Genomic DNA, 13,745 nt, shown 5'->3' with positions numbered 1-13,745 from the left:
CGAGTACACTGGCAAGCTGGAGTTCGGGTGATTCACACTCGATATGGGCCAACACTGCGCGAGCGCACTCAGAGGGCATGTACGTAAGCAGCGGATGAGGTTTGGTGAGGCAAGGCGAGGTAAGCGGAGCAATCTTCGTCTACTTGAATAGAGCCTGGCGACGGCTTTGCGTAAAGATAAGATGCCTCGTAGAGTGGGTGCTGTAATTCTTGTCCGTGGATGGGAGGCGGCAGATGCAATTTTCTAGAATTCAGCGTCTTCACATCAAACATTTTCGAAGCATAGCTGAGCAAAGCATTGAGCTTGGTGACTTGACTATATTAGTTGGGCAAAACGCTGCTGGAAAAAGCAATGTTGTTGATGCGATTAGGTTTATGCGCGATGCAATGGCAGAGGGCCTCGATCAGGCTGTTTCGGTTCGGAATGGGGTTAGAGTCGTTCGGCAGGCAAGTCATTCTAAGAAGCCGTTTAACGTCGAGCTTCGGCTTTATTTTCAGATAGAAGATTCAACGCCGAATACAGCCCTTTCGCAGGGTGTTCGCTCGATGAGCGCGTCATATGGGTTCAAGTTTGGTAGTAATAACGATGAGTTGAAGGTCTTGGAGGAATCGGGGGACTTAATTCATCACGAAATGTACTTCGACCGAGATGATGATCCGATTTTCTATCCGGTAAGCACTACCTGGATGGAAAGAAACAAAGAGGGTGCGATTTTCCTTGATGGAGCATCGTCAAAGCGATTTGTTCCGGTTGATGAGCTTGCGATGTCTCGTTCATATAGGTTTCCAATGCCCGTTGGAAACATGTTGGACACGCAGACCGTGTTCGATTTGATACTTGCGGATTCAAGATTCGCCGCTATTTACCCAAATGTTATGCGTTCGCCAGCGCCAAGTCAGGCCGCGGCGACGCTTGCAGAGGATTGTAGGAATTGGGCTTCCGTTATAAGGGGTATGCAAAAGACGGAAGAGGGGCAGGAGGGGCTGACTAAGGTAATAAATTTAATTAGATACGTGTTGCCCCAGCTTGAAGATGTAGCAATTAAAAGTGTCGGCGGCTTCCTTGTTCCTCATTTTCGATTTGCAAGAGGTAATGGGAAGCGAGATATGGACCTGGTTCCATATCAGCTTTCAGATGGGACGCTGCGCTTGTTCGGTCTCTTGCTTGCGCTGTATCAATCCCCGCCGGCGAGCTTTTTGGCGATTGAGGAGCCGGAGCAAATGGTGCATCCCGGTGCGCTTAGAGTGCTGGCAGATGCTTTCAAGGAAGCTAAAGAGCGAACGCAGCTGTTAATAACAACACATAGTCCGTATTTATTGGAGTTATTTGATCTCGATTCGATACGGGTTGTGTCTCAAGGTGAAAATGGAACTGAGGTTGGGCCGGTAAGCAGTAAGCAGCTCGATATTGTCCGCGAACGTTTAATGACCCTTCCGGAAATTATGGTTCTAGATGGATTGCAGCCAGAATGACTGTGCTTCAATTAGTGGTTGAAGGCCATGGAGAAGAAAGCGCGAGTCAGGTATTGCTGAGGCGTGTTCTTCAAGAGCGGCTTGGTGATTTTCAAACGACAGTTCTGAGGCCGCAGCGAAGAGCCGGCATGCCCTCATTGCTCGCGAGGGGGGGGGAGAGCTTGGTTCGCTTTCAGCGTGTGGCTGAGCGCGACTCAGAGTCAGTCCTTTGGTTGCTCGATCATGACGATGGATGCGTATTGGATTCTCTACGTGTAGCCTATCAAGTGCTAAATCATGCACGAGTTCTTCGGCCGACGGCTTTTGCTTTTATTGTTAGGGAGTATGAGACTCTCTTCTTAGAAGATGCTGCCTGTTGTGAGGGATATTATGGTATTCCTGCGCCAATTTTCTCTGCGGGGCAGAATAATAGGGACGCCAAAGGGCATATTTCTCGTTCACTGCCGCGCGGTTCTATTTATATGCCGACGCTCGACCAGGCTTCGTTAACAGCGAGGCTTAACTTAGAGGTGCTCGCTCAGTGCTCTAGATCTTATCAACATTTGGAAAGCACTGTGCGTTGGCTTTCCGCGGGACAAGATAATCGCCTTTACCCAAGTGCTCCATAATTAGTACGCATTGACTCATTGCTTAATCAAGTGGCGATCGAGTGTCATCTATGTGGTTTCATTTTATAAATTGATTGCGATAATTCTGAGGATTAATTACGAGAGGGGTTCCCGTCTCGTCGCATGCAGGAAATTCTCGGCTTGTGTGGTACATTCTTCTTGCGCGCCCATCTCAATTTCTCCGGTAAGATGACGTAAAGGCTTAACACATAGTGTTTTGCTGGAGCGTCAGTACGGAGCCCCGCGAAACAGCCGAAACAGGGGTCAGAGTGCACTTTCCGCTACAGCGCGGAACAGGGGTCAGAGTGCACTTTCAGCTACAGCGTCCCGCCAGCTCACGCCTTACGTGGCCGCCCGATCTTCGCCGGTCCGGCGCGACGCTGTAGTTGTTCCTCGATCATGGTACGGAAGCGATCTCCGCCGAGTGCGTGCTGGCGTTGTAGGCGCAGTCGAATGACATCCAACTCTTCTGGGTTGAGCGCTTCTTCGACGAACGCGCGATACGCATGTGCGCGACGTTCGGTCTGCGGGTCCAATGCCAGGTAGGCGGGGTGCGCGGTGATCAGTGGGGCGTGTTCGCCTAGCGCATTGGCGTGATAGCTAGACCAGCGATACAGGCCGGGCGTGGGCACCAACCCTGCCCGTACGGGGTTGAGCTCGATGTGGCGGTAGCACCGCAGTAGGTAATGGTCGCTGTCCACCAGACAGGCCTTGTAACGCCCCTCCCAAAGCGTACCGGTGCGGTGGTATCGATCGTTCACGTAGCGGACAAAACGTCGGCCGAGTGCTTGCATCATCGAGCCGACTTGCCCCGTCTAGGACGGCGTCACTAGAAGGTGCACGTGATTGGTCATCAGGACATCAGCCGTACGGTACAGCCCTCCCCAGTTACAGGGAGGGCTGTTGACAACTAACGCTTACAGTCACCATTTTTATTTTTAGCGAGACACTCGTTACAGAACTCGCCTGAAGTTGGCTTCGCTTCCTGTTCTTTGTAGTTGCTCAAAGGCCAGTTCGAGCAATTTTTGCAAAAGTGCCAAGTGTCTTTCCCTTCTCGCTTCCGGTAACCCATAGCTATAGCTCCTTAACGGGTGAAGCTGGCCGGCTAAGCCAAAAGAGGCGCCGATTCTCTCCACCCAGTACGAGCAACGTGCTACGTGTCGTGCGGCGGACAAGGTGTGCAGAACGCAGCGCCTGCCCACCCATCAAGCTGTCGTTCGGTGTGTTTTTGTTCGTTCCCTGATCTTGTGACTCTTCCTTCCTTTGCGAAGATAATTACGGTGGCGCGCTAGTCGCTATTTATTCGAATTTTGAATATAGCCGCAGGCCAGATAGCGTTGTCCTCGCCTAAAGAAGGTTGAGGACAACCATGCAGAACGGACACGGCACATCGGCCGCCGCACCTAATAGCTATACGCTGCCAGCAACCGCCCACCAAGCCCTAACCCAAACCCGCGACCACCTGCGCCTGCTCGCCCAACTGACCGAGCCGCAGGACCAGGACGCGCCCGACCAGCTGTCGATCTCGGCCGAAGCGCTGGCGGTGTGCTTCGACCGCTTGGCCGACGACCTGGAGCGCATCGCGGACGCGGCCCGCCCGTCGGCGGAGTAGGGCGGCGGTCCGCCGCCGGCGCGCAGCGCACCTTGCGGTGGTGCGGCGGCGAACGCCGCGCCTCGTCGGGTGCGCGCAATCCAGGTCGGCGCAGGGTCCGCTCACGCAGGGCAGGGCGGCGTTTCCGCGCTCGCTCGCGCGGTGCCTCGCATGCTTCAGCTGTGTGTGCCTATGCCCACCGCTTTTCACCCAAGAAAAATCTGACACCACGATGCGGCAATTCCTGACGGCGCCGCGCACGTGAAATTGTGATCATGGGTCTGCCGCCGCGGCGTCGGCGTCGGCGTCGGGGGCATCGACGCGCGCTAGACTTCGTGCCGATGCAATTCCCCGCCGAGCCGCATCGGCCCATCGACTGGAAGGCGACGTGAACAAAGGATTGAAGGCAGGTCTTATCGCCGCGGCTTTGACGCTGGCCCCATCGCTGGCGGGCTGCACGCCGCCTGCTGGCATCGCCCCATCAGGCGCCAAGGACGTTACGCGAAGTTTGAACAAGGCGCCCAAGCACGTCGTCCGCATCGAGGGCCGCGTGCCCGACTCGTTACAAATCGAGCTGGACGCGTTCTACGTAACGGACACCAAGGACATGTCCTGCTTCAGCCATCCGGGCGCGAAATGGGGTGTAGGCCCGAACTACCACCGGGAGCCCATCGAGCTGTCACGCAAGAACGGCCGCTACCAAGCGACGCTGACCGTAGACAAATACCTGCCGGGCGCGTGCAACTGGATACTGGCGCAGGTCAACGCCATCGTGGGGAAGGTCGGCGAACCAGGCGAGGAGGCAGAAGTTGTGGAGAAAGTAATCAGCACTTTTGCATTCAATCGCTACCAAACTGACGCCTCGGGTTGTGACGTCAGTCCGAGTTCCATGGATGAGTATCGCTGCCCTATCAAGACAAATTCCTTGAGCACTCCGGTGATCATTCCTTGCAAGGTCGAGTCTTTCGCAAGCAAGACCTTGCCTAGCTTCTATTGCCCGACATTGACCAAGGCCGATTACAAGATAGGTCATCGAATAAAGCCTGGCCAGAAGCGCATACAGATCAATTTCTACGATCTAGACAAAGAGCCTGACCCCACACAGTAAGCCACTTCGTGCGGCACGGCACGTTTCGCTATCGTGTGCCTGTGCTCACCACTTTTAACCAAAGAAAAATATGGCACCGCAATGAGGCGTTCCCCAACTGCGCCGCGCATGCGAAATTGCGACCATAGCTTGCTGCCGTGGCCGCAGCGTCGGGAGCGAACCGGCAAGCGCTTAACTTCACTACGAATGCAGTTCTCCGTAGAGCCGCATCAGCACATCGACTGGAAGACGACGTGAATCATCATTTGAAGACAGGTCTTGTCGCCGCGGCATTGATGCTGGCCCCATCGCTGGCGGGTTGTACCTCGCCAGCCGGCATCGCTCCAGCGCAGGCTAAGGATGTCGCGCGAGTTCTAAACAAGAAGCCCAAGCATGTCGTCCGCATCGAGGGGCGCGTGCCCGACTCGTTGGAGATTGCGCTAGGCGCGTTCTACGTCACGGACACCAAGGACATGACCTGCTTCAACCATCCCGGTGCGAGATTGGGTCAAGGCCCGAATTACCACAGGGAACTCATCGAAGTGTCACGAAAACACGGCCGCTACCAAGCGACGCTGACCGTGGACAAGTACTTGCCCGGCGCCTGCAACTGGATACTGGCGCAGGTTGATGCCGTGGTAGTGAAGGCCGGCGAGCCTGGCGAAGAACCTGTGGTCGTGGAGCGCGTGATCCACACCTACAACTTCTACCATGAGGGGGCAGATGCATCTGGTTGCGACGTCAACCCGAGGTCTGGAGACCACCGCGAATGCCCTGTTGAGGCGAACTCCTTGAGCGCCCCGGTGGTCGTTCCTTGCAAAGTACAGAGCTACGACAACTTCCCGAACAGTTCTCCCAGTTTCTACTGCCCAGCCACCGCGTCGACCAAGTCAAAATTTAAGAGGAGCCATCGCATCAAATCCGGGCAGGATCGCGTGCAAATCGATTTTTACGATTTGGACAAAGAAGCCGCCCCTACCGAGTGAGTTGCCGTTCGACCCGCACAAGGAATCAGTGTAATGAGCAGAAACGGTGCTCCGATCTTCCCCGGAGCTATGCTTGACCTTAAGGAAGATGCTGCCTACGCAATGCTGTCAGATGCGGCTTACGGCGATCATGCTGACTTGGTTGCCGCGCGCGACGGCAAGAGCCAGTCCTATCGGCTCCCTGAACAATGGTCTTTGCTGGGCGAAGTTGAGTCTGCACAACTGGATAACTTTGAAGATAACCGCAAGAACGGCTTGACTGTCGCTGCGTTCGAAAAGCAAGGCGACCCAGAACGACGCATAGTGCTGGCCTTTCGCGGCAGCGATGAAGCTCTGGACTGGTATGGCCCCGATATCAAGCTAGCCGCCGATGGTGATCTTCTCGGCGCCGTCGGTGCACCGGGCCCGAAGACAGAGCACACCCAGAAGCAAATGGGCGATGTGCAACGAGCCATGGCAGGCTATTTGAGCCAGGGCGGAAAAGACTGGGATCCGCAGATCGAAGCGGCGCTGAACTACGCCCTGCAGATGCATAAGAGGTACGGCGCCGATCACAAGATCGAGGTCACGGGGCATTCGCTCGGCGGCGCGCATGCGCAGATCGTCGCGCATACCTTCGGTTGGGGCGGACGCACCTTCGATGCGCCAGGCGCGCAGAATATTGTGGAATCAGATGGTTACAAGGGGTGGTGCAAAGTCAACAATATTGCCCCGCCGGGCGCCCCCGCCTACGAGCACGGAACTGTGCAGCCGACCAGCCTGCTTAACTACACCGTCAACAACAGTGTCGTGAACGAGCGCACCGGCGATCACATCGGCACCAAGTTCTCTATCTCCAGTCTCGCCGGCCGCGAAGGCGTGCTCGAACACGGCCAATGGGCGGTGGGTTTGATTGGCGGCGCGTTGGCAGAAACGCCGCTGCTTGATCAAACGCTGGGCCGGGTGGTCGGTCCCGGCTCCAAGTGGGTGGAATATCTGGTGAAGGGGGCCGCGATCGGCGCCGACGCCACCGAGCGCCACGACATGAGCCGCATCTCCCGGGCGTTCCAAGAGGACGTCGCCGAAGGCAGGACAATCCCCCGGCAATACGGCGGCACCGGTCCCGGAACGGATGGCGACCGCCGGCTGGCCCACGACCCGGCCCAGCCAAGCCACCCCGACCACCCGATGTACGAGAAGATCAAATCGGGCGTCCAGGAGATCTACGCCCAGCGCGGCATGTCGTTCGGCGAAGCCGGCGAGCGAACCGTCGTGGCATTGCTGGCGACAGCCAAGCAGAACGGATTGGATCGCGTCGACCACGTCGTTGCGGGCGCACGCGCCACGTCGGGCGCCGACATTTTCGCGGTCGAAGGCGGCCTGCGCGATCCGGCCCACAAGCTGGCTTTAGTCAACACCGAGGCGGCGGCTCAGGTCCCGGTCGAGGCATCGATCCAGAAGCTCGACGCAGCCAACCAGCGCCAGGACCAGCTCGCCCAAGGGCAATCTCAAGAACAGAGCCGCACGGTAGCGCCTCGCAAGATCTAGGCCCACCTATTCAGCCCACACCGCCCGCATGGGCTAGCCTGCGCGCGCTTCGCTGGCGCAGAGTGCTAGCTGAGGACACTCATGGGGGCGGGCTCAGGCATTCCGGCGGTCGTACTCAGCAACTACGTATTGCCCGCAAGCGCCCACCAAGCCCTAACCCAACCCGCGACCACCTGTTCGCCCAACTGGCCGAGCCGCAGGACCTGGACGCCCGACCTGCTGTCAATCTCGGCCGAAGCGCTGGCGGTGTGCTTCGACCGCTTGGCCGACGACCTGGAGCGCATCGCGGACGCGGCCCGTCCGTCGGCGGAGTAGGGCGCGCAACCGATTCGTCGTGCGGTGGGCCGGTGAGGGCGCCCCGCCGACGGCGCGCTACATTAGTGGGCCGTCGTCTTTCCCGGCGGATCGAGGAACAACGCCCGATGGCCGAAGCCTCACGCGGCCCGGCGCGTGTCGCGGGCGTGGTTTTGTGCCGGATATCCAACGCAAACAGGGGCAGCAATGCGTCTATGGTCTACCGCGGCGCTGATGGCGCCGTTTCTTTTGCTGTCGGGTTGCGTGCTGGCCACGCTGCCCACCGGCGACGCCAATGCGGTGCTTGTGGTCCGGAACCGATCGGACACCAAAACCATTCAGGGCGTGACCTACGTCAACGCGAGCACCTGCAAAGGCATGCGCTCGCTCGGCCAAGAACACTCGCTGTTCGTCGAACCTCGTCCCTTCGCCAACGCCACGATTCCCGCAGGCAAAGAGTTCACCCTAAGCCTGACGGAGAGCTATTCGTATGGGTACCCGACCCGTACCACGGTGGGCTGCACTGCCACCGGCACGTTTTTCCCCGAAGCAGGGCGCCGATATCAGGTCGAAGTCATCTCCTCCAATCGCGGCTGCGTCCTGGAAGTTTTAGTGGAGTCTGGGACGGAAGGTCGCACCGCATTGGGGCCAGAGCCGAGTTTTCGTCCACGCCAGTTCGTAGAGCGCTTTGGCGGAGGGATGTGTTTACCTTGAGGCCAGGTTTCGTCCGTCTTCCCCGGCCCCGCCTGCTGCGGTATAAGCCAGCTAAGCTTCGCTTCCACCCCCAAGTCTAGAAAGGCTGGCATGGCTCGTAACAAGGACGATCGGGCGCAGCGCCGTCGGCGCCACCGCACCCTCATGGTCAGCGCGGCGCTGTGGGCCGTGCTGTCGGGCTGCCAAGGCCCGGCGCAGTCGCAGCCCGCGGCCGACACCGCCGCGGCGGAACCGGCCCAGGCCGCCCCGGCTGCGGCACCCGCCGCCGCCCCATCCGCCGCACCCGCGCAGGCGGACGCGCCGCCCCCGCAGGGCAGCCGCAAGTACCGCGACTGCCTCGCCGCCGCCGGCGACGACGCCCAGGCCCAAGTGCGCTGCCTGGACGACGAGGTGGCCTATCAATCCCGTGCGCTGGATCAACTGCTGCAAGAACGCGCCGCCGCGCTGAGCGGCGCGCCACGCGATGCGCTACAGGCGCAGCAAGCCGCCTGGCAGGCCGAGACCGACCGCGCCTGCGGCGCCGTGGCCACGGGGCCCGCGCCGGCCCACGCCGACGGCGGGCGCTGCCGGCTGCAGCGCACCATCGCGCGCTTCGACGTGTTGGCCGACGAAACCCCCGCCGCTGCGCCGGCGCTGCCCGCCCAGGGCGTGCCCGACGCGCAAGGCGCGTTGCGCCTGCAATTGGGCGACGCCACGATCGCCCTGAGCTCGGACGGCTGCGGCGGGCAGGGGCGGGTGGCGTGCAAGCACGTCAGCCTGCAGATCGCCATGCCGGCCCTGGCCGGGCCGCAAACGCTGACGCTCGCGCAGGTGCTGGTGGGCTCGCCGTCGGCGTCCGGCGCCACCGCCTATCGCGGGCCGCTGGCCTCGGGTTTCGCCGACGGCTGGCACAGCTTCGCCCTGTCGGACCTCAACGCCGACGGCCACGAGGATCTGCTGGTCTGGACCGGCTCGGACGGCAGCTACGGCGACCCGTCCTACACCTATTACCTGTACGACGCCGGCAGCCGGCGCCTGGTCGAAAGCCGCGCGCTGGCCGAGCTGGTGCGCGGGCAGTCGCTGTCGCGCATAGCCGACGGCCGCCTGTACGTATGGTCCCGCAGCGGGCCCTGCCAGCGCAGCGAGCAGACCATCGACGCCCGCGCCCGCACGCCCAAGGTCGTCGAACGCAAGGATTACAGTACCTGCACTAAAGACGCTCAGTAACATCGGCAGGGTCGCGGCCGGCAACGGGGCCGCGGGTCCGCCAGGAGTTCCAAACTACAAGGAGACATGACGTCATGAGCGACGGATACGGGCGCAGCGCCGCCTCCCCGATCACCCGCGATCAAGCGGTGCGCCTGATCGTGCGCACCTGCCTGGAAGAGGGCGTAACCGACCAGCGCCAGATCGCCTACGTGCTGGCCACTGCCGAGCACGAAAGCCTCAACTTCACCAAGCCCGAGGAAGACTACGGCCGCCAGCAGGCGGCGCGCCTGGGCTACCAGGGCGGCGAGGATTACTTCGGCCGCGGCTACGCCCACCTCACCCATCGCGACAACTACCAACGCCTGGGCGAGGCGCTGGGGCGCGGCAGCGAGCTGGCCGACAACCCCGCCTTGGCCGCCGATCCGGAAACCGCTTCGCGCATCCTCGTGCGCGGCATGCGCGACGGCCTGTTCACCGAGCAGCGCCTGGGCCAGTTCATCAACGCCAACAACGCCGATTACGACGGCGCCCGCGCCATCGTCAACGGCAGCGACCGCGCCGCCCACATCGCCGGGCTGGCGCGCGGCTGGGAGGGCAACGTCGCCGACCTGGTGACTTCGGTGCAGCGCGACGGCGTGGACCTGACCCCGGCCGCGCCGGCGCCCGCCGCCGACGCCACCTTGCGCAGCGGCGACGCCAACGCGCGCGCGTTCGAAATGCAGCAATACCTGGCCGCCTTGAACGTCACCGGCCCCAACGGCCGCGCGATCTCTCCGGACGGCGATTTCGGCCCCGCCACCGAGCACGCCGTGCGCAACTACCAGCGCAGCGCCGGCATCACCCCGCAGACCGGCACCGTCGACCAGGCGCTGATGGACCGCATGCGCGGCGAAGTGTTGCAGGCCGACCCGAACTTCCGCCTCAAGAGCATCACCGACCTGTACGGGCCCTTGAACGACCGCGTGCTGAACACCGGCGACCGTGGCGATCCCGTGGCCGACGTGCAACGTCAGCTGCGCGGCCTGGGCTACCGCGACGACGACGGCCTGCTGGACGTCACCCGCCGCTACGACGCCAACACCCAGGCGGCCGTGCGCCGCTTCCAGCGCGACGAGAACATCGAACCCGCCAACGGCATCGCCGACGAACGCACCCGCGACGCCCTCAACGCCCGCGCCGTGGAACGCGGCCTGCCCGAAGCGGCCGAGGCCGTGCGCCGGCGTCAGGAAAACGCCGCCACGCCCACCCCGCAAGCGCCCGCCACCGAGCCCGTCACACCGCCCGCGCGCCAGCCCGGCGACCAACGCCAGGGCGCGCTCCAGCCCACCGGCACGCCTAGCAGCTATGCCGCGCTGTTCCCGCAGGTGCTGGACCAAGTCCACGGCGTCGAACGCGACCGCGGCATCCCCGCCGGCCCGCACAGCGCCAACCTGGCCGGCGTGCTGACCGTCGCCAGCCTGCGCGCGGACATCAACCCCGACCGCGTGGAGTTGAACAACGACGGCTCCCGCGCCCGCGCCGTCGAAGTCAGCCGCGTCAACGACCACCCCGCCTTCAACCGCAGCACCGAAGCCGTCCACACCGCCGCCGCCGTCGCCGTCCCCCAGCGCCAGAGCGCCGAGGAAGGCGAACGCGTGGTGGCCGAACGCGAACTGGCGCAACGCACGGCGGTTCAGAGCCAGACGCAAGGCCAAACCCAGGCGGGCATGAGGATGGGCTAGCGGCGGCGTAAGCCGTACGCCGTAGCACCCTTAGCCCAATCTGGTCGGTGCTGCGCGTCGCCCGTTCGATGTGCGACGACCTGATGGACCTCGTCGTCGCCGCGGTTCGCATGTGGTGCCCATGATCGCAACGCGCACCGCCGCCCGCGGCGGCCGCGCGCCGCGCCGATGGGAGCGGCGATAGACGGCGGAGCGTATCTGAGCAGCGATTAGTCCGGATGGCGCAAGCCAGGGCGGGCTACCTCAGGCGAATCGCGACTGAGCGCGTCAACGCGACGCGTCCCAGCCCACTCCGCCATAAATGCGCAAACCGAACGTCTTGTGCCGGCTGGGGCGCGGCCGCGATCATGGCGACTGATCGCATGCGTCGGGGACTGGGGATGAATCGGATAACACGGGCCTTCGCGCTCGCGATGCTGCTGTGCGCAGCGGCCAACGCATGGGGGCAGGAACACCGCGTTTCCTCGTACACGATGTACTTTGCGGGAGTAGGGGGGCAGTCGAACCTCTACGCCGATGCCGACCTGGCTTGCCGTCTGGTGGGGGACTCGCTCAACGCGCAGCCGTATCCCGGGTATTCCATCACGCATGAGAACGCGCGATATGGGACGCATCCGACCCTGGGCGTGGGTTGCTACTACGACGAAACGCATCGTCCGACCGGGCAGGTCGAATACAACAGTTTCCGACAGAACTACGTGGTTCCTAGGCAGGCGTGTCCGAATGGGTACAACTACGAGAACGAGTTCACCTGTGTCCGGTACTGGTCGGTCATCGCACCATCCAAGCCGCCTTCGCAGTGCGCGTTGGTCGGTAACCCAATCTCATGCGATAACGGCCTCAAGATCGAACACACCCGCGATGAGTTGACCGCTCAGCTCGATTTGGGCAGAACATTTCGCTCTGCGCCGCCGATTGGGCAGGTGTCCGGCGAGTTCGGCTACGGCTGGTACTCCGACATGAGTCGGCAACTCATAGTCAGCGAAGTCCGACCGTCCATGTTCCAAACGGCCGTCGTGATGCGCGGGGACGGGACGGCGCTATCGTTCACCAAGTACGAAGACGGCACCTGGCGGCCGGAAGATGATTTGCGCCAGTACCGTCTGGAACGGTTCGAAACGAATGGCGAGGCTTTCTGGGTGCTGCGCAAGCCCGGCAACCGCCAGGAAATCTACGACAGCCGCGGCCGGATCAAGCAAGAGCTACGCGACGGTCGGGTGTTTTCGACTTATGTGCGCGACTACTCCGGGATCGTCGTGTCGATACTCGATGCCACGGGCCGTGCCTCGACGCTCACGTACAACGGTGCATCCGGAAAACTGGCTCGGATCGATCTGCCGGACGGGCAGTCGATAAATTACGCTTACGATTCGGCTGGTTTGCTCGCCTCCGTCACCAAGTCGGGCGTTGCCACCACCTATGGGTACGTCACTATTGGTTGGACCGGGCTGCCGTATTTGACGAGCATCGCTCATGACGGCGTCGCGTACGCCACGTTCGGCTATGACACACGCGGCCGCGCGACTTCCACCGAGCATGCCGGCGGTGTCGACCGTTACGTGGTCAATTACGGTGCCGACGGCAGCAACGTCAACGTCACCACGCCGCAGGGCGGCAACCTCCAATTCCAGTTCCAAACCCGTCTTGGCGTGCAGGTGCCCACCCAACGCGTAGAGTCAGGGGCGGGCGGGGTTACGATCGCCGCAGGCAACGTTTACGACATCAAATCGAACGTCTCCAGTCGGCGCCGAGGTGACCAGCTGACATGCCTGTACTACGACGCCGATTGGCAGCGCGTGATCGCCCGCTACGACTATCCGGCGGCCACCACCGCCCAGTGCCCGACCACCGGCGCCCTGGCCGCTGCCAGCACCCGCTTGCGCAGCGAGACCACGGTGTGGGACACGGCCCTGGACCTGCCCACGCAGCGCCAGACCTACAGCGCCAGCGGCGCACTCCTCGCCAAGCAGGACTACAGTTACAACACCCGCGGCCAGGCGCTGACTTCCACCGCGATCGACCCGGCAGTACCGGCCAACACCCGCACCAGCGCGACGACCTACTGCGAGCAGTCCGACATCACTGCCGGCAACTGCCCGATGCTGGGTCTGGTCACCTCGATCAACGGCCCGCGCACCGACGTCGCCGACACCACCCAGTTCACCTACTACGCCAGCGACGACGCCACTTGCGCCAGTGCCCCGTCCACTTGCCCGCACCGCAAGGGCGACCTGTGGAAGGTCACCAACGCGCTAGGCCAGGTCGTTGAGACCCTGGCCTACGACGGCGCCGGTCGTCCGCTATCGGTCAAGGACGCCAATGGCGTCGTCACCGACATGGAGTACCACCCGCGCGGCTGGCTCACCGCCAGCAAGGTCCGCGGCCCCAACGCCGGCAGCGTGACTGATGACGCGATCACCCGTTACGAGTACACGCTCACCGGCCTGGTCAACAAGATCACCCAGCCCGACGGCAGCTATACCACCTTCGGCTACGACGCCGCGCACCGCCTGACCACCGTCACCGACGGCGCCGGCAACCAGATCGTCTACACCCT

The 13,745-nt window shown here is 62.1% G+C and carries 10 protein-coding genes and 1 pseudogene; 10 read left to right on the top strand and 1 reads right to left on the bottom strand.

Features of this window, described 5'->3' with window-relative positions:
• Positions 1-233 precede the first annotated feature (233 nt).
• Positions 234-1,472 (top strand): AAA family ATPase, encoded by a 1,239-nt coding sequence (locus tag V1318_RS12790; protein WP_332940070.1) that lies wholly within the window; start codon positions 234-236, stop codon positions 1,470-1,472.
• 943 nt (positions 1,473-2,415) lie between these two features.
• Here the strand turns inward: V1318_RS12790 and V1318_RS12785 are convergent.
• Positions 2,416-2,874, bottom strand: coding sequence for a hypothetical protein (locus V1318_RS12785; protein WP_332940069.1), 459 nt, complete (start codon positions 2,872-2,874; stop codon positions 2,416-2,418).
• 575 nt (positions 2,875-3,449) lie between these two features.
• Here V1318_RS12785 and V1318_RS12780 point away from each other — a divergent pair.
• The 9 genes and pseudogenes from V1318_RS12780 to V1318_RS12740 form a co-directional block, all read left to right on the top strand.
• Positions 3,450-3,692 carry a hypothetical protein gene (locus V1318_RS12780; RefSeq protein WP_332940068.1) on the top strand — a complete coding sequence of 81 codons (243 nt, stop codon included), beginning with the start codon at positions 3,450-3,452 and terminating at the stop codon, positions 3,690-3,692.
• A 367-nt stretch (positions 3,693-4,059) separates the two neighbouring features.
• A complete protein-coding gene (locus V1318_RS12775) occupies positions 4,060-4,779 on the top strand; it encodes a hypothetical protein (protein WP_332940067.1) in 720 nt (239 codons plus the stop codon).
• A gap of 233 nt (positions 4,780-5,012) precedes the next feature.
• Positions 5,013-5,744 carry a hypothetical protein gene (locus V1318_RS12770; protein WP_332940066.1) on the top strand — a complete coding sequence of 244 codons (732 nt, stop codon included), beginning with the start codon at positions 5,013-5,015 and terminating at the stop codon, positions 5,742-5,744.
• A 33-nt stretch (positions 5,745-5,777) separates the two neighbouring features.
• Positions 5,778-7,271, top strand: coding sequence for an XVIPCD domain-containing protein (locus V1318_RS12765; RefSeq protein ID WP_332940065.1), 1,494 nt, complete (start codon positions 5,778-5,780; stop codon positions 7,269-7,271).
• Between the two features lie 81 nt (positions 7,272-7,352).
• Positions 7,353-7,586 (top strand): hypothetical protein, encoded by a 234-nt coding sequence (locus V1318_RS12760; RefSeq protein WP_332940064.1) that lies wholly within the window; start codon positions 7,353-7,355, stop codon positions 7,584-7,586.
• A gap of 186 nt (positions 7,587-7,772) precedes the next feature.
• Positions 7,773-8,279, top strand: coding sequence for a hypothetical protein (locus V1318_RS12755; protein ID WP_332940063.1), 507 nt, complete (start codon positions 7,773-7,775; stop codon positions 8,277-8,279).
• Positions 8,280-8,369: 90 nt separating this feature from the next.
• Positions 8,370-9,485, top strand: coding sequence for a lysozyme inhibitor LprI family protein (locus tag V1318_RS12750; protein ID WP_332940062.1), 1,116 nt, complete (start codon positions 8,370-8,372; stop codon positions 9,483-9,485).
• Between the two features lie 74 nt (positions 9,486-9,559).
• Positions 9,560-11,188, top strand: coding sequence for a peptidoglycan-binding protein (locus tag V1318_RS12745; RefSeq protein ID WP_332940061.1), 1,629 nt, complete (start codon positions 9,560-9,562; stop codon positions 11,186-11,188).
• Between the two features lie 362 nt (positions 11,189-11,550).
• Positions 11,551-13,745: pseudogene (locus V1318_RS12740) on the top strand (hypothetical protein); the annotation flags it as partial.

The organism is Lysobacter sp. CCNWLW3, assembly GCF_036697405.1.
GTDB lineage: Bacteria > Pseudomonadota > Gammaproteobacteria > Xanthomonadales > Xanthomonadaceae > Lysobacter.
This window is presented reverse-complemented; position numbering and strand designations above follow the sequence as displayed.

Excerpts from the sequence above, each read along its gene's own strand:
- V1318_RS12745 (WP_332940061.1), top strand. The coding sequence starts at position 9,560 with ATGAGCGACGGATACGGGCGCAGCGCCGCCTCCCCGATCACCCGCGAT.
- V1318_RS12765 (WP_332940065.1), top strand. The coding sequence starts at position 5,778 with ATGAGCAGAAACGGTGCTCCGATCTTCCCCGGAGCTATGCTTGACCTT.
- V1318_RS12750 (WP_332940062.1), top strand. The coding sequence starts at position 8,370 with ATGGCTCGTAACAAGGACGATCGGGCGCAGCGCCGTCGGCGCCACCGC.
- V1318_RS12755 (WP_332940063.1), top strand. The coding sequence starts at position 7,773 with ATGCGTCTATGGTCTACCGCGGCGCTGATGGCGCCGTTTCTTTTGCTG.
- V1318_RS12785 (WP_332940069.1), bottom strand. The coding sequence starts at position 2,874 with ATGCAAGCACTCGGCCGACGTTTTGTCCGCTACGTGAACGATCGATAC.
- V1318_RS12780 (WP_332940068.1), top strand. The coding sequence starts at position 3,450 with ATGCAGAACGGACACGGCACATCGGCCGCCGCACCTAATAGCTATACG.
- V1318_RS12790 (WP_332940070.1), top strand. The coding sequence starts at position 234 with ATGCAATTTTCTAGAATTCAGCGTCTTCACATCAAACATTTTCGAAGC.
- V1318_RS12760 (WP_332940064.1), top strand. The coding sequence starts at position 7,353 with ATGGGGGCGGGCTCAGGCATTCCGGCGGTCGTACTCAGCAACTACGTA.